Origin of the sequence: Enterovibrio litoreus (genome assembly GCF_045679545.1) — a bacterium.
Taxonomy (GTDB): domain Bacteria; phylum Pseudomonadota; class Gammaproteobacteria; order Enterobacterales; family Vibrionaceae; genus Enterovibrio.
Genome location: NZ_CP166194.1, coordinates 1,828,671 through 1,844,160, shown reverse-complemented (window position 1 = coordinate 1,844,160; position 15,490 = coordinate 1,828,671). Strand labels below are relative to the sequence as shown.

The window sequence follows — 15,490 nt, the reverse complement described above, 5'->3', positions numbered from 1 at the left end:
CTAGGCGAAGTTAAAGGTCAGTACAACACGACACCCTTGTGAGGGGGCCGAAAGGATTTGGATTTCACCACCTAACATGTTTGAGCGCTCTTGCATGATGTTAAGTCCGTAATGGTTGGGTTTTTCGTCGGCAGGACAAAACCCTTTGCCATCATCCGCGACTTCTACCACCGCATGGTTTTCGTGTTGGTGACAGGCTATAGAAATAGTGTTGGCATCAGCATGCTTGATGGCATTAACACAGGCTTCTCGGATAATTTGCAGAATATGCATTTGATGTTGCACGTCCATAGAAAGCGTATCCAGTGTCGTTGATACCGTTATTTCTGCATTCGTCTGTGCTTGTAAAGTTGCTACCATTTCGTCGAGTGCCAAACCAAAATCACTGTGGGATAACGACAGTCGAAACGCATTCAGCAGCTCTCGTAACTGGTCATACGCGATGCGAAGCTGCTCGCTAATATCATCCGCAATGGATACACAATCACTCGCTTCTACACGTTGTAAATGGCGTTTGAGCAAGCTGGTTTGGATTTTAAGGTAGGACAAAGACTGCGCAATGGAATCATGCAGTTCCCTAGCTAGCGTGGCGCGTTCTTCCATCACGGCCAAATGCATAGCTTGTTTCTGCGCATGATTGTAATGCACACCGCGGGCGAGTATCGATGCAATATTGTTGATAAGTGCATCGTCGACAATATCGAGTTGACCTTGCCAGCTGAAAGTGCCAAGAGCTTCACCATCCAGTTGCAAGGGCAATGAATACCAGCCTCGCTCATTGGGTGTGCCCGCCGTGATATTCCATTCTGATTGATTGGGATTTTGTACATCCAGTTTTAAGGCGGTAATGCCATCAGCTTGTAGGGATATATCGAGTATGTTCTCGAAAGTTGTCCTTGTTAAAAGGCTAGAAGACAGTTGGGTAGAGCAGTCATAGAGCACGTTTAGCGAACGGTTTGCTTTAGTCAGTTTGCGGGTTTTTGACTCAATGCTGGACTCTAGATTGACATAAAGCCCTTTTAGCTCGCTCGCCATGATGGCAAAACTGTTTGATAGCACACCGAGCTCATTATTACGTGTTGGCGGTAATTCAATATCAAAATCTTTGTTCTGAATACGCTGACTCGCGGTAACCAACATGGCTAGAGGTTGTACGATTCGACGCTGTGTGTATTGGATCAGAAACAATACGATGGCCAAAATCAGGCCAAGGCCCACACTACCCGTCACTGCCAAAACTTGAAGCTTATTCTCTGAGTGTTCTTGAAGTGCATACACAAACTGATCAATGTCGTTAACGAATAACCCCACTTGCTCGAGGTAGAACGCCCGATCTGGTCCTTGAAGTTCTGGACGAAGAAGCATCCAACCTGAAATCAACGCGTTGTAACGTTCGCGGATTTCCCGTGGAACGGCACCGTTGTCTAACAGTTGCAGTTCAGGAGAGAGTAAGGAGTGCTCGAAAGATTCGATGTGCTCAGGAAGGCGAGGAGAGTCCCGAACAATGTCGTACGCAATGCGATAGCTTTGCATGCGCAACGAGCCAGACGTGTTAATGGCGGAGGCATCATTGAGGCTCGAGGCAAGAGAGATGATCGAAAACCCAGTGATAATCACGGCCAGCAATAAAATGGCTATCAGTGATCGAGCCACAATGGTGGTAACCGATTGTTTAACCGTAATGTTTGTTTTTTCGTCAGTCATAGTCTTCGTGGATTTGATGGCGATATTTGCATAATGTGACGCCTGCCTTATGTATAAATTGATCCAGCGCAATATACCCCCGCATATACCCCCTTAGAGGTATATAAGCCCTTCCTTATTCTCCTTATCGTGAAAGTAAGAAAAGCAAAGCCAATCAGCGCTTGTGAAGGTCAAAGATGGTAGATCAACGTCGTCGCTTCTTTTTACGAAGCACTCAGAGCACGCAAAATCAGCCCCTTCCTTGGATAAAGGACAGTATGGCATTCACCGATCAGTGCACGCGTTGTGGCGAGTGTCAGCGTGCTTGTGAAGAAAACATCATTGTGCCCGGCGATGGTGGGTATCCATCCATAGATTTCAACAAAGGTGAATGCACCTTTTGCTATGCGTGTGCGCAGCATTGCCCTGAATCACTCTTTCTTCCTGAAATCGAGCAGCCTTGGCAACAAGTTATCGCAATCAAAGAGAGTTGTCTTGCTAAGCAGAACATTGAGTGTCGAAGCTGCAACGACGCGTGCGATACCCGAGCGATTCGCTTTCAACATCAATTGGGAAGTGTCGCGCAACCCCAGATCCAAATCAGCGATTGTAACGGGTGTGGTGCGTGTATCGCACCGTGTCCGGTTAATGCCATCTCCATGGAGCAACACCCATGAATGAATATCACGTCTCCAGCCTTGTTGTGCATGCAGCAGCCGATCAAACCGAACAAGTAAAAGCAAAGATTGAAATGCTGCCGGGCACAGAAGTGCCTGCCACCAATGCTACCGGTAAATTGGTTGTGGTGATTGAAGGCGAAAATCGCGGCGAGTTACTGGATATATTTGAACAGATTAAAGCGTTGCCAGGAGTCCTAGCGGCAACGCTGGTTTTTCATCAGGTCGAGAACGAATCGCCTGAAAGCAAAGTTGAAGGAGTCGGACAATGAAACTGACACGCAGAAAATTTCTGAAAGCGAACGCGGCTGCAGCCGCCGCCAGTGCTGCGGGTATAACGCTTCCCGTTTCTGTTGCTAACGCAGCGGGAAATGATGAACAAGTGAAATGGGACAAAGCGCCATGCCGCTTCTGTGGTACGGGCTGTGGCATCCTTCTGGGGACACAAAACGGCCGCATCGTGGCCTCGCAAGGCGACCCTGAAGCGCCAGTAAACCGCGGTCTAAGCTGCGTAAAAGGGTACTTCTTGCCGAAAATTATGTACGGCAAAGATCGCCTCACTCAACCTCTATTACGCAAAAAGAACGGCGTTTATGACAAAGAAGGTGAGTTCACCCCAGTCAGCTGGGATGAAGCGCTGGATTTAATGGCGGAAAAATTCACTACAGCGATTCAGACAAATGGCCCAACAACTGTCGGTATGTTTGGTTCAGGTCAATGGACAGTATGGGAAGGCTACGCGGCAGCGAAGCTGATGAAAGCGGGCTTCTTGACTAACAACATCGACCCGAATGCGCGTCACTGCATGGCATCGGCGGTTGTCGGCTTTATGCGTACATTCGGTATGGATGAACCAATGGGGTGTTATGACGACATAGAACAAGCGGATGCGTTTGTGCTGTGGGGGTCGAACATGGCGGAAATGCACCCAATCCTTTGGTCTCGCTTAGCTGATCGTCGTTTATCCGCGAATCATGTCAAAGTTGCCGTACTCTCCACCTATGAACACCGCAGTTTTGAGCTTGCTGACAATGGCATGATTTTCACGCCACAAACTGACTTGGCTATTCTGAATTATATTGCCAACTACATCATTCAAAACGACAAAGTCGATAAAGACTTTATCGCGAAGCACGTTAACTTCCGCCAAGGTGCAACAGATATTGGTTATGGTCTTCGCCCGACCAATCCGCTTGAACAGAACGCAAAAAATGCCGGCAGTGGCGCGTCAGATCCGATCGACTTCGATGCGTTTGCCAAATTTGTCGCAGACTACGACGTTGAATCTGTGTCCAAACTGTCAGGTGTGCCAGAAGACCAACTGATTGCGTTAGCAGAACTGTACGCTGATCCGAAAGTGAACGTCGTGTCTTACTGGACAATGGGCTTTAACCAGCACACTCGCGGTGTGTGGGCGAACAACCTTTGCTACAACATTCACCTACTGACAGGCAAAATTTCCAAACCAGGCTGTGGTCCATTCTCGTTGACAGGCCAACCTTCCGCATGTGGTACGGCGCGTGAAGTGGGAACGTTTTCGCACCGCCTGCCAGCGGACATGGTGGTGAACAATCCGAAACACCGTGAATTTGCTGAAGCCAAATGGAAGCTTCCTGCGGGAACCATTCCTCCGAAGCCCGGCTATCACGCAGTATTGCAAGATCGCATGCTGAAAGATGGCAAGCTCAACGTGTACTGGGTGATGTGTAACAACAACATGCAGGCCGGCCCAAACATCAATGAAGAGCGTTTGCCGGGTTATCGCGACCCGCGCAACTTTATCATCACATCTGATCCTTACCCAACCGTGACTGCCATGGCATCGGATTTGATCCTGCCAACGGCCATGTGGGTGGAAAAAGAAGGGGCTTACGGTAACGCCGAGCGTCGTACCCAGTTCTGGTATCAACAAGTTAAAGCGCCAGGCGAAGCAAAATCGGATTTGTGGCAATTGGTTGAGCTTTCTAAGCGCATCAAGGTCGCTGACGTATGGCCAGCTGATTTGATCGCCAAACAACCTGATTTTCAGGATAAAACCTTGTTCGACATTTTGTTCGCTAATGGTCAGGTTAACCAGTTTGGCTTGGATGAAATCCCAGCAGACCGCCTGAATGATGATGCGCGCGACGCAGGTTTCTATATCCAGAAAGGCTTGTTTGAAGAGTACGCCGGATTTGGCCGTGGCAAAGCGCATGATCTTGCCCCGTTTGAGGTTTACCACAAGGAACGCGGTTTGCGCTGGCCTGTGGTTGATGGCAAAGAAACCTTATGGCGCTACGCAGAAGGACATGACCCGTATGTGAAAGCCGGTGAAGGTTTCTCGTTTTATGGTAAGCCGGACAAAAAGGCGGTGATATTTGCCTTGCCGTATGAACCTGCTGCTGAAGAGCCTGATGCTGACTATGACCTGTGGCTGTCCACGGGTCGTGTGTTGGAGCACTGGCACACGGGCACCATGACACGACGCGTGCCAGAGCTTTACAAGGCGTTCCCTGATGCGGTTGTCTTCATGCACCCGTTAGATGCCAAGAAGCGCGGCTTGCGCCGAGGCGATGCGGTGAAAGTGATTTCACGTCGTGGTGAAGTAGCCACACATGTTGAAACGCGTGGACGTAACCGTGTGCCAGAGGGGCTGGTATTTATGCCATTTTTCGATGCAGGACAGTTGGTGAACAAACTGACGCTGGATGCAACGGATCCGCTTTCCAAGGAAACGGATTACAAAAAATGCGCGGTTAAGATCGTCAAAGTCTGATCTCGCATTGAGTCCAAGACACTGAATAACAGTGCGCGTTGTGGAGCCAGCAAAGCAACGCGCAATTATAAAATGATTTGATTCCGAAAGGTTCCGAGCATGAAAAAGAAAATCACGTTTTCACTGCTACTCGCCGCGCTGATCAGCACAATGGCGGTCGCGCAGGTCACCTCCCTAAGGGGCGATCAAGAAATTGGTGCGAATAACGAAGTGCCAAACATTAAAACCGTTCCTAAAAATCAGGATCGCTTTGCCCTGAATTATGTGAATCAACCACCTATGGTGCCTCACGCGGTAGAAGGTTATCAGATAAACCAGTCCAACAATGCGTGTCTGCAATGCCACGATGTGGACGTTTACCGTAAAACCGGTGCGCCACGAATTAGCCCAACGCACTTTATGGATCGCGATAACAAAGTGCTGACGCAAGTGTCAGCACGACGTTACTTCTGTCTTCAGTGTCATGTACCGCAGGTGCAAACCGAAGTGTTGGTAGAGAACGAATTTGTTCCTGCTGGAAAATTTGGTCAGTAGGGGGTGGGGATGAAACTACCAGGATTCATCACAAAAGCGTGGACGTGGTTTCGAACGCCAAGCCACTTTGCTATTGGTACGGTGCTGATATTGGGCTTTGTTGCAGGCATCATTTTTTGGGGTGGCTTTAACACTGGCATGGAAATGACAAACCGAGAAGAGTTTTGTATCGGTTGCCACGAAATGCAAGACAATGTGTACCAAGAATACGTGGGAACTATTCACTACAGTAACCGAAGTGGCGTAAGGGCGACGTGTCCTGATTGCCATGTGCCGAAGGAATGGGGACCAAAAATGGTTCGCAAAATTCAGGCAAGTAAAGAACTGTACGCCAAAGCGTTTGGGATTGTCGCCACACCGCAAAAGTTTGAAGATCACCGTTTGGAAATGGCAACCCGAGAGTGGAATCGCATGGAGGCCAATAACTCTCAGGAATGTCGAAACTGTCATAACTTCGAATTTATGGACTTTAGCGCCCAAAAATCAGTGGCAGCGTCGGTTCATGACCGAGCAGAAGAAGCAGGGCAAACGTGTATTGATTGCCACAAAGGGATTGCACATAAGTTACCGCGTAACCATGATGCAGGCAAAGAGTTCAAATTTTCGGTATCAGCAGATTAATAGCCTATCCTACTGATTAATTGATACAAATTGATCAGGGTAAGACAACGCGTTAAAACGAAAAAGGCCAGCAGTCATGCTGGCCTTTGTGTTTTTAAAACGCAGGAATTTACCGAGTGCGAAGCTGTCGTTGTTCCTCTATTATGCCGCGCGTTTCCAAAGCAGGTGGCAGAATTTCTGCTCTTGGTCACGGCTGACCAACATGCGAACCAGCACATCGTTCAGTTCATCTGTGTTGGCTAACCCGATACGTACTTCGACAAATACATCGCGATCAACGTCGAAACCGACGTGCTCTTCCCAATCATCACTCGCTTCGACAACAATGGCGGCACCATCTTCATCAAAACGCGCTTGATACGCGAGAAGGTCGTCATAATCCAAATTGTCTTCAGCCATTTCGTAGAAAATCTCAAAGGCAGTTTCTAGCGTTTCGTCGATAGAAAGCAGGGAAGATTCCATAGTGATTCCAGATTGATATAAACAGAGAGCATTATATACCTAAACAAATTCTCGCTGAACAAGCATCTTGAGCTTGTTGGGTATACCTTAGTGAGTTCAAAATGTAGTTTCTTGTGAAGCTAGGATCAAAATCGCCTATTTCGTGACCTAACATGACGTTTTTGCAGGAAATTTGCACTCAAACTGGCTATGTTTCAAGGTGCGCGGCACGCAAACTCGCTTTAAAATACCCGCTACGAGTTGTCGTTTACGTGTGTCGTGAACGTTCAGATAAATAAGGAAAGGTACTGGTTTGTATAAGGCAAAACCCCGCAGCGGATTATTGGCTGAAGTAGATCGGAATGCACCGCTGCAAAGGGAGTATGTCGAGCCCATTGCCGCCGCCGTGCGTCAAATCCGAGGTGTTTTGGGTGATACGATTCATAGCCTTTATATTTCAGGTGACGTCGCGCAGCGCAGTGCGGGTGATAGAGCCGATCTAGAGCTGACGCTGGTAACGTTTCGGTCACTCAACGTGCAGGAGTTCACGTCTCTCAACACGGTTCGCTGGCGATTGGAGCAATCTAGTGATGCAGTTAAACGCGTCGAGTTTGACGTTGTCCCCCTGAAAGACGTGACGACGCTCGCCAACATCTTTCACTGGGGATTCTTCATTAAACACTGTGCCCTTTGTGTGAGTGGCGACAATCTGGCGGACAGTTTTGGTCACTTTGAAGTGAGCTGGGAAGTATCCAAAGCTATGAATGGAGATCTTAGCGTTAAATTGAGAGAGCTTCGTCAGAAAATAGCGGTCGCTACTAAGTGGGGCACACAGTTAGATGCGGCTGAAGATGCCGCCAAGCGATTGATTAGGGCAGCATTTGGTCTTGTTGCTCACAAAGAGGGGCGATGGGATCAAGATCTAAAAGACTGCGCAGAATCATTCCTAAAGCATTACCCGGACAAATCAGTCGAGATGGAGCGTCTTTTCTACCTGATTGAGCGAAAACCTGTGAAAAAACGGGCTGTCGTCGCCTTAATGGACGCCTTTGGTGGCTGGGTGCAGTCAGAATACGCCAGTATTGACCGAAAAATTGGATAACTATTCACTGCGTGAGTGTGCGGCACACACGTCATGCCCCTCATGATCCTACATAACTGTTTGAAATGTCCTTCCGTGAAAACGTCTATGTTTACGATGTTATTCACATGCAATTAACAATTATTGGGTCAAAAATAAACAATATTGACAGGTCAGGCAGTCAATCCCTTTGCTTTGTTGAAATTATTCAAAACAAGTGACTATTTATGGTTTACATGCGAGAGGAGTTAAATTAATCTTGCGCTCAATTAGTCACATATTGTGAATATATATTTCGTTCAACGCATCGCTCAGGAAGTATTGCCATGCAGAAAACTCAAGATTTACAGACATCATCGTCGACACGGAATGTGTTGATGTTCCTTATTCCTTCGCTGCTTGGCGTACTTTTGTTTATGACGCCGGTAATGATCAATGGTGGTTTCACCATTCCAATCGCGGTATTGGCAAAATCACTTCTTGGTTTACTGGGCCAAAGCGCACCCATCGTGGTGACCACTATCATTCTTGTTAGCGCAATCGGGTCGGTATTGGCGTTGGCCACAAAGCCACGTTTTGTCACTGAATCAACATTCTTGTCTGGCCTCTTTTTGTCTTCTCCTGTTTGGCTGGTTGTGCGTTTGCTGGGTGCGGTCTTTGTGTTGATGGCGTACTTTGGCGTAGGTCCTGTTCACGTCACAGGCGGTGCGACAGGCGGGTTTGTACTGGGTGATCTGCTACCAACATTGTTGTCAGTCTTTGTGTTTGCTGGGCTATTCCTGCCGTTGTTGACTAACTTCGGTTTGTTGGAACTGATCGGTACATTCATGACACGTATCATGCGTCCATTGTTTGGTCTGCCGGGACGTTCAGCGGTTGATTGTGCAAGCTCTTGGTTAGGTGACGGCAGCGTCGCGATCTTGATGTCGAGCAAACAGTATGAGCAGGGTTACTACACAGAGCGTGAAGCGGCGGTTGTGGGCACAACCTTCTCTGTGGTGTCTATCAGCTTTAGCTTGGTGGTTATCGCACAGGTAGGTCTGGAGCACATGTTTGTGCCTTTCTATGCCACGGTATGTCTGGCTGGTTTCGTTGCCGCGGTTGTCGTGCCACGTCTTCCACCTCTCTGTTGGAAAAAGAACACATTGATCAATGGCGAAGAAAAAGTGCTTGAACATGAAGCGCTGCCAGAAGGTGAAACCTTGTTCTCTTATGGCGTGAAGTCTGCGGTGAATCGCGCCTCACACATTCGTTCTTTGACTGATGTGCTGAAGGAAGGCCTAGAAAACGCGGCTGATATGGTGTTCGGTGTTCTGCCTGTAGTGATGGCCATTGGTACTTCAGCGCTGATCATCGCGGAATATACACCTGTGTTTACCATTCTTGGCATGCCGTTTGTGCCTTTGCTTGAGCTTCTACAAATTCCAGAAGCCGTGGCAGCGTCAGAAACCATGCTAGTAGGCATTGCAGACATGTTCATTCCAGCGGTGCTTGCAGCGAACATTGACAATGAAATGACACGTTTTGTGGTGGCAACATTGTCTGTGACTCAGTTGATTTACATGTCAGAAGTTGGTGCCTTGTTGTTGGGTAGCAAGATCCCAGTCAAAGTGTGGGAATTGGTGATGATCTTCATTCTGCGTACCTTGGTAACACTGCCTGTTATTGCAGGGGTTGCGCACCTGGTGTTCTAAACACGCTCACGCCTGAATAAAAAATAGCGACCTGGTGGTCGCTATTTTTTTGCTTAATTTTTTTGATTTTTCGTTTTTACCAATGGTTATCTGGGCAATAATTTAGTTGGTTGTCTTCTCTTTCACTTGGGCTTCGAGTGCGCTTTTATCTGCATCGATTTGTTTCTTCGCTGCGTCGGTTTGCGCTTCCGAAACTTTAACTGCTTCACTTTCATCAACCGATGCTTGCTGCTTGGCTGATTTTTCCATGCTATCCATTTTCTTTTCCGCTTCATCCAGCATTAGTACGGCTTCCGCTTCAGCACCCGCGGCGAGATCTTTAATTTCTTGCACACGCGCTTGTTCAACGACTTCCGCTTTTTGTCCTGCAGTGTCATCCGCCATGACTCCAAATGAAAGCGCAATAGTGAGTGAGGAAAGCGCGAATAGATTATGTCGTTTCATTAAATGTTCTCCATAGGAAGCGCTAGAGGAAAAATAAGCGCATTCTAAAAATACTTATTGAATGACTGAAGGCAGCGTCTCATCTTCGCAACTTAGAGATGGTTTATTATGTGACTTATGTTGGTGGGTCTATGAGTAAAAAAGGATTTGAATGAAAATCATCCTGTTACATGGTTTGTATATGCATGGGGTTACCATGCAGCCTTTAGCGAAACGGCTAACCAAAGCCGGGCATCAGGTACTCAATTTAAGCTACAAGACAGTTAAACCCGATCTGGAAAAAATGTTCGCGGCAATGGATGCCTTTATTGATGGTGAAGATGCCGCCATCGTCGCGCACTCCATGGGGGGTGTGATGGCGAGAACTTACCTTGAATTTGGCTCTTCTATGAGTCTGCATGTCAAAAAAGTGATTACTTTGGGTACGCCACATAAAGGGTCAAAGGTTGCCGAGTTTTTTCAAAATATAGGTGTGGGTGACGCCATGTTTCGACGTGCGACTCAATACTTGATGCCGAAAGAAACGACTCCGTGTTGGACGTCTCAGGCTGAGCTTTATAGCATTGCTGGTAATTTGGCGATTGGTATTGCGCCATTATTGCTTGATGACAAAGTTTCCGACGGCACTGTCCTGTTGGAGGAAACCAAGATCGAAGGCATGACAAGTCATGAAGTGTTTCCCGTCACACACACGACGCTCATTCTGTTTAAGAGGGTGAGTGACAGGGTGATTGAAATCTTGGGGTGACTGGATGAGCTTAACCCGCTTGGCTTCACCAAAGCGGGTTTCTGGCTTTGTGTAAGCAATACTCAATCATGTGAGATTACATCAGAATTTGAGTAGACTCTTTGACGGCGAGGATTGTGCCCATTTCGCCACAAATGCGCCATCTGGGTCATATACTTCGGCTTGTTTTTCTAAATTGAAATGACGTTGGCCGCGAGGGTCTGCCCCTACACCCGCTAAGTACTGCCAGTTTCCGTAGTTCGCCGCGACATCAAAATCAATAAGCTGTTGCTCAAAATAGGCCGCCCCGAAACGCCAATCAACCGCTAATTCATTGATTAAACAGCTTGCCACAATCTGTCTGCCGCGATTCGACATATAACCAGTTTGGTTTAACTGCCTCATGCAAGCATTCACTATCGGGTATTCTGTGGTGCCTTGTTCCCATGCTTTGAATTTCTCGCAATAGAAAGCGGTGAGCGGGCGCTTTTTCTTAATGCCATCAAATGCAAACATGCTAGCACCATGGTAATGCATCATCCATTGGAAGTATTCTCGCCACAAAATCTCTGCAAACATAGACTGCGAGGACTCGCTTTTGCCATGACGATATTCGTGATTATCGAGATCTGCTGCCACCATGCGAGCAGAGATTGAACCATTTGCAAGCCATGCAGAGAGGCGAGATGAAAACTGCCAGCCATCCAACCCATTGCGCGTTTTGTTGTAATTCTTGAGCCCTTGTGATTTCCAGAAAAACTGATTGAGTTGCACCAAAGCGGAATCTTCGCCGCCGTGATAAGGCGTCAAATCATAAACAAACTCTTGTCCCCCCCATATGTCTCGACGCTCCTGAATGACCGTAGGTAAAGACTCGGGTGCGCTGATAGGAATGCAGGGCAGGGTGTTTTGTTGTTCGAGGTGTTTACGGAACTGCGAAAAGGTTTGGGGAAATGTTGCTTTCTCAAAGGGCAGTTGGTTGCGAAGAAACAAGGTAAAACTTTCGCTTACATTGACTTCACAAGGCAAAACGCGTTCGAGATATGCAACTTGCTGGCGTTCATACACGCCGGGGTGTTCAGTCACTGCTACGTAGTCAATGTGGTGTTGCTTGCACAAGTCAGGAATGACCTCTAAAGGGTTGCCCACTTTTACGACCAGACGTTGCTTTCGTTTTTTGAGCTCGCGTTCTAATGCACGCAGTGATTGATAAAGAAACTCTTCTCTGAATCGACCTAAATGCCGAGATTGGTGACGTGTCGGTTTAAGCCAAGCGGGGTCGATGACATAAACCATGAGGGCATGAGTACAGCGCCGGGAGAGTGCGACCAATGCGGGGTTGTCTGCGAGTCTTAAATCATGTCTAAACCAAATGAGCCCTTTCATGTCGTCTCTCCTTAAAAACGATGATGGTTCGCGAACAAGTTTGGCGTGTTTGTCGGTTGTCGAAAAGCCTTTAAAGGGATCACCGTTCCTTCGGCTTTTCTCTTCAAATTGAACAAGATGAGAGCCTCTGAATCCGGCATCTTGACGTTGCTTGGGTATACACCTCCTAAAGAGTGATACGCAGCGTTTGTAGGGATAGTGCAAATTGACAACAATCTCATTCAGCAGTAAGAAAGCTGTCTCATTAATAAAGCGTAGTGCAGCGTGGCAAAAACAAACGCGGCAAGAAATGAAATGTGTGCGAGATCAACTTGATTGCATAAAGCCCCGAGATAAAGCCCGCTGATAAAGTGCTATGGAGCCACAGTGCTTGTTCTAGGAATAATGGAAAGTGAGGGCAACAAACTAGGTTTAATACTTGTGATTGCTACCTTTACCCTGCCAATGTGAATAATTATGAGTTTGGTTGTAATCCGAATGTAACCAATGTGTCAGCCTTTTTTACGGTTTTCGACTAAATGTACTCACCACAGGATTAACTGTGACTTTGGTTTCTCTACTATTGGTTTAGCGATTCGCACAATGTGAAAAGAGAGAAAACGGTGAGTGACAAAAAAATCTCAGATTCAGTAAGAAAAGCCCTGCTAGGGATATCGGGCATCCGAGAAGAAATCGACAACCAACGCGTGTATTTTTATCAGCATGACAGATTGTTCAGCATCGTTGATAGCGATGGCTTGCAATTCGTCGTTGGCGAGGAATGTTTAACAGAAGCACTTAGGTTGCCTGGTGCAGAGCTTGAGCAGCCTGGGGGAAAGCGTTGTAAAGGTGTGATCCGTGTATCAGCGGAAAGGTGTACAGAAACGGATATTGATTTTTGGCTCTTGCTTGCATTGCCAACCAATCAAGGAACGGTTGACCCAATAACCTTACATTAGTGACAGTCGGATTGTTGATCGAACCGCTCTCTCTGATTTTCGCTTTTCCGCTGTGCATGGTTTGAAGCCTAGCGGCAAATAATAAAGGGCTATTCAGCCCTTTATTATTTGTTTGTCTATTTCTCTTCTAAGCCGATTTTTTCTGCTTTTCAAGATGATTTTTTCTGCTTTTCAAGATGATGTATATATCGTCCATTCCTGAATCACGCTTGTCTGTGAACTGACCACACTCGCGGTAACACGTCGACTGAGCACTTCTGTTTGTTTTTTGGATGGAGTGACGACAGGCTCTGATTCACCCAATGCCAAAATTGTAATTCGACTTGGTGCAATTCTTTTACGCACTAGCGCTTTTTTAACCACCTCTGCACGTAGCTGCGATAGTGCTTGATTCAACTCTACGCTCCCAACTGGGCTCGCATAGCCTTTAAGCTCGACCTTGGTTTGAGGGAAAGTCTTCATAAAATTGGCAAGGTCATCAACTTCGCTGAGAAAACTGGATGGAATTTTAACGGAGTTATTCGCGAAAAGGATGTGCAGGTCATCTCGGGCAACGACTTCAAGTAACTCGGGGCATCCATTGTTATCAATCACAGCATCTTTAGGGGTCGCAGGACATGTATCACGCGCATTAATTACGCCGTCATTATCGTTATCTAGCAGATCAGCGCGCTGCTCTGCAACGGGAGGTTGAGCTGCTGATAATGAGCAGCCAGACAACAGGCTGCTCATTGTTAAAAGAGTAAATAGTGAAAATTTAACACTGAACCTGACCCTCTTGGGCCATACAACGTTCATCATTTTGTTTCTCCGTCCTTACCGTAAATGGAAGTTTGCCACTCCTGAGGCGTATCCACTCTCAATTCGGAAAGCAATAAGCCTGTTGCATTCAACACACGGTACTTGGCGTAGATCCCTGCGTACTTGGCATCTATGTAAGATTTGCGTGCATCGAATAGCTCGTTTTCTGTGTTGAGTAAGTCGAGCAACGTACGACGACCAATGAGATATTGCTTCTCATAAGCGGTGAGAGTTTGCGCTGACGCATCAACATGTTGCTCCAAAAATTTAGTCTGACTTTCGGCTAGATTTTTAGCGGTCCATGCAAGGCGGGTACTTTCGTCAAGCAAGCGGTGTGCGTTGTTGCGAATGTTTTTCGCCTTGTTTATCTGATAGGCCGCGCTTCGAGACTCAGCCGCATCGGTTCCGCCATTGAATAGGTTATAGCGCATCCGCAGCATGGCTTGAAACTCATCCGTGTCGCCCGGTGTGCCATCCAATTCTTCGCCCCATTCCTGAGAAGCTTCAATAGAAAATGTTGGGTAAAAATCGCCTTTTGCCTGTTCATATTGGTACTTGGCTGCGTCAACATCATTGAGCGCGACTTGAATCACGGGGTTATTCTCTTTAGCGATGGTGAGTGCGTCGACTAACGAAGGTGGCATATAAAGGGCATCGACTTCGGGGGTCACCAAGGCGCTTGGGCTTTCACCAACAATGCGTTCAAATTCAATGATTTTGTCATCGTGATTACTTTGAGCATTGAGCAGATTGGTGTGCGCCTGTGCTAAGCGACCTTCTGCCTGAGACAAGTCAGCGGTTGAACTGATGCCAGAGTCAGTGCGGCGTTTTATATCTGCGTGAATCTTTTCATGGGTTTTCAAATTGCGTTGTGAAAGATCAAGAATCGCTTCCGTTCTGATCACCTCCAAATAGGCCTCTGTAACACTTAGTGCCGTGTCTTGTGCGTCAGCGAGCAATTGGAATCGTTGCGCTTCTGCTTCAGATTTAGTGCGTTTGATGTCGTTATAGGTAATCGCGCCGTCCCAGATCAGCTGACGCAAACTCAGTCGAACATCACGAGGTTTAAATGTGCCTTTTGTGTTGTCGCTGTTGTAATCGGCGTAACCAATACCAGCATCTACATCGACAGAGGGAAGATAACCACCTTGTGAAGCGTCAATGTCTGCTTCACGGCTTTTAAATTCGTTATAGGCTTCTCGAATAATAGGGTTCTGTGAAAGTGTTGCGGCAACAGCTTGTTCTAACGATTGGGCCTGCGCCAACTGAGAAAAGCTTATTGCGGACACTGCTACCAACAGAAATCGGCACGTATTTTTTACTCCAATCGATGGAGTAGGTGACCGAGAGATTCGCAGTCTATTGCGGGTGATGCGTTGCTTCATGAATACTCCCTCAAAGCGTTGTAGACCGTCTATATAAATCCAAAAATTAATGGCAATGGGTAAATGTCGCGGTGAATGCATTTACCAAAACACAGATATCCAATGCATGCGTTTATGAGCACCACGATTGCTCGGAACGATTGGCTGTCTCCACCATCACCAAAAGCGAGAAATTCAATGTTTTCGCGCAAGATTAAATCTAGGGTATGTTCAGCCATAATTGACCCCCAAAGTGCGGCTTTATCGCGTTTCTATTGCAAATGAGACAGGTTGGGATAAGGAATTAAGTACCAAAATGACTTGGATAGCCGAATTTCGTGAAG

General features: G+C 47.1%; 15 protein-coding genes. 9 read left to right on the top strand and 6 right to left on the bottom strand.

Annotated features, from left to right (window positions below; all coding sequences use genetic code 11):
• Entirely contained in the window at positions 1-1,704 is a 1,704-nt protein-coding gene (narQ, locus tag AB8599_RS08055; protein ID WP_407330388.1) for a nitrate/nitrite two-component system sensor histidine kinase NarQ, read from the bottom strand.
• 176 nt (positions 1,705-1,880) lie between these two features.
• Here narQ and napF point away from each other — a divergent pair, with 176 nt between their 5' ends.
• The 5 genes from napF (at position 1,881) to napC (ending at position 6,270) form a co-directional block, all read left to right on the top strand.
• The gene (napF, locus tag AB8599_RS08050; protein WP_407330387.1) at positions 1,881-2,360 is read left to right on the top strand and encodes a ferredoxin-type protein NapF; all 480 of its coding nucleotides are present in this window, start codon (positions 1,881-1,883) and stop codon (positions 2,358-2,360) included.
• Positions 2,357-2,632, top strand: coding sequence for a chaperone NapD (locus AB8599_RS08045; RefSeq protein ID WP_407330386.1), 276 nt, complete (start codon positions 2,357-2,359; stop codon positions 2,630-2,632). Before napF ends, AB8599_RS08045 begins: the two co-directional genes overlap by 4 nt.
• Positions 2,629-5,115, top strand: coding sequence for a nitrate reductase catalytic subunit NapA (napA, locus tag AB8599_RS08040; protein WP_407330385.1), 2,487 nt, complete (start codon positions 2,629-2,631; stop codon positions 5,113-5,115). Before AB8599_RS08045 ends, napA begins: the two co-directional genes overlap by 4 nt.
• Before the next feature lie 99 nt (positions 5,116-5,214).
• Entirely contained in the window at positions 5,215-5,649 is a 435-nt protein-coding gene (locus AB8599_RS08035; protein ID WP_407330384.1) for a nitrate reductase cytochrome c-type subunit, read from the top strand.
• 9 nt (positions 5,650-5,658) lie between these two features.
• On the top strand, positions 5,659-6,270 hold the full coding sequence (napC, locus tag AB8599_RS08030; protein ID WP_407330383.1) for a cytochrome c-type protein NapC: 612 nt from the start codon (positions 5,659-5,661) through the stop codon (positions 6,268-6,270).
• A 141-nt stretch (positions 6,271-6,411) separates the two neighbouring features.
• Here napC and AB8599_RS08025 read toward each other — a convergent pair whose 3' ends face one another.
• Positions 6,412-6,732: an HI1450 family dsDNA-mimic protein gene (locus AB8599_RS08025; RefSeq protein WP_407330382.1), complete on the bottom strand. Its 321-nt coding sequence runs from the start codon at positions 6,730-6,732 to the stop codon at positions 6,412-6,414.
• 292 nt (positions 6,733-7,024) lie between these two features.
• Here AB8599_RS08025 and AB8599_RS08020 point away from each other — a divergent pair, with 292 nt between their 5' ends.
• A complete protein-coding gene (locus AB8599_RS08020) occupies positions 7,025-7,813 on the top strand; it encodes a hypothetical protein (RefSeq protein ID WP_407330381.1) in 789 nt (262 codons plus the stop codon).
• A gap of 305 nt (positions 7,814-8,118) precedes the next feature.
• A complete protein-coding gene (locus tag AB8599_RS08015; protein ID WP_407330380.1) occupies positions 8,119-9,486 on the top strand; it encodes a YjiH family protein in 1,368 nt (455 codons plus the stop codon).
• A gap of 102 nt (positions 9,487-9,588) precedes the next feature.
• Here the strand turns inward: AB8599_RS08015 and AB8599_RS08010 are convergent, their stop codons facing one another.
• Positions 9,589-9,930, bottom strand: a complete 342-nt coding sequence (locus AB8599_RS08010) for a hypothetical protein (protein WP_407330379.1) — start codon at positions 9,928-9,930, stop codon at positions 9,589-9,591.
• 151 nt (positions 9,931-10,081) lie between these two features.
• On the opposite strand from AB8599_RS08010, the gene AB8599_RS08005 reads away from it, so the two are divergent.
• Positions 10,082-10,678, top strand: a complete 597-nt coding sequence (locus AB8599_RS08005; RefSeq protein ID WP_407330378.1) for an alpha/beta hydrolase — start codon at positions 10,082-10,084, stop codon at positions 10,676-10,678.
• Between the two features lie 81 nt (positions 10,679-10,759).
• Here AB8599_RS08005 and AB8599_RS08000 read toward each other — a convergent pair whose 3' ends face one another.
• Positions 10,760-12,043, bottom strand: a complete 1,284-nt coding sequence (locus AB8599_RS08000; protein WP_407330377.1) for a DASH family cryptochrome — start codon at positions 12,041-12,043, stop codon at positions 10,760-10,762.
• A gap of 602 nt (positions 12,044-12,645) precedes the next feature.
• Between AB8599_RS08000 and AB8599_RS07995 the strand changes: the two genes are divergently transcribed.
• The gene (locus tag AB8599_RS07995; protein WP_407330376.1) at positions 12,646-12,981 is read left to right on the top strand and encodes a hypothetical protein; all 336 of its coding nucleotides are present in this window, start codon (positions 12,646-12,648) and stop codon (positions 12,979-12,981) included.
• A 171-nt stretch (positions 12,982-13,152) separates the two neighbouring features.
• Here AB8599_RS07995 and AB8599_RS07990 read toward each other — a convergent pair whose 3' ends face one another.
• Positions 13,153-13,713, bottom strand: coding sequence for an OmpA family protein (locus tag AB8599_RS07990; RefSeq protein WP_407330375.1), 561 nt, complete (start codon positions 13,711-13,713; stop codon positions 13,153-13,155).
• A gap of 65 nt (positions 13,714-13,778) precedes the next feature.
• Positions 13,779-15,167: a TolC family outer membrane protein gene (locus tag AB8599_RS07985; RefSeq protein ID WP_407330374.1), complete on the bottom strand. Its 1,389-nt coding sequence runs from the start codon at positions 15,165-15,167 to the stop codon at positions 13,779-13,781.
• Between the last annotated feature and the right edge of the window lie 323 nt (positions 15,168-15,490).

What these genes read in the sequence shown, in the direction of transcription:
- narQ (WP_407330388.1), bottom strand. Translation starts at nt 1,704, where the DNA reads ATGACTGACGAAAAAACAAACATTACGGTTAAACAATCGGTTACCACC.
- napF (WP_407330387.1), top strand. Translation starts at nt 1,881, where the DNA reads ATGGTAGATCAACGTCGTCGCTTCTTTTTACGAAGCACTCAGAGCACG.
- AB8599_RS08045 (WP_407330386.1), top strand. Translation starts at nt 2,357, where the DNA reads ATGAATGAATATCACGTCTCCAGCCTTGTTGTGCATGCAGCAGCCGAT.
- napA (WP_407330385.1), top strand. Translation starts at nt 2,629, where the DNA reads ATGAAACTGACACGCAGAAAATTTCTGAAAGCGAACGCGGCTGCAGCC.
- AB8599_RS08035 (WP_407330384.1), top strand. Translation starts at nt 5,215, where the DNA reads ATGAAAAAGAAAATCACGTTTTCACTGCTACTCGCCGCGCTGATCAGC.
- napC (WP_407330383.1), top strand. Translation starts at nt 5,659, where the DNA reads ATGAAACTACCAGGATTCATCACAAAAGCGTGGACGTGGTTTCGAACG.
- AB8599_RS08025 (WP_407330382.1), bottom strand. Translation starts at nt 6,732, where the DNA reads ATGGAATCTTCCCTGCTTTCTATCGACGAAACGCTAGAAACTGCCTTT.
- AB8599_RS08015 (WP_407330380.1), top strand. Translation starts at nt 8,119, where the DNA reads ATGCAGAAAACTCAAGATTTACAGACATCATCGTCGACACGGAATGTG.
- AB8599_RS08010 (WP_407330379.1), bottom strand. Translation starts at nt 9,930, where the DNA reads ATGAAACGACATAATCTATTCGCGCTTTCCTCACTCACTATTGCGCTT.
- AB8599_RS08005 (WP_407330378.1), top strand. Translation starts at nt 10,082, where the DNA reads ATGAAAATCATCCTGTTACATGGTTTGTATATGCATGGGGTTACCATG.
- AB8599_RS08000 (WP_407330377.1), bottom strand. Translation starts at nt 12,043, where the DNA reads ATGAAAGGGCTCATTTGGTTTAGACATGATTTAAGACTCGCAGACAAC.
- AB8599_RS07990 (WP_407330375.1), bottom strand. Translation starts at nt 13,713, where the DNA reads ATGAGCAGCCTGTTGTCTGGCTGCTCATTATCAGCAGCTCAACCTCCC.
- AB8599_RS07985 (WP_407330374.1), bottom strand. Translation starts at nt 15,167, where the DNA reads ATGAAGCAACGCATCACCCGCAATAGACTGCGAATCTCTCGGTCACCT.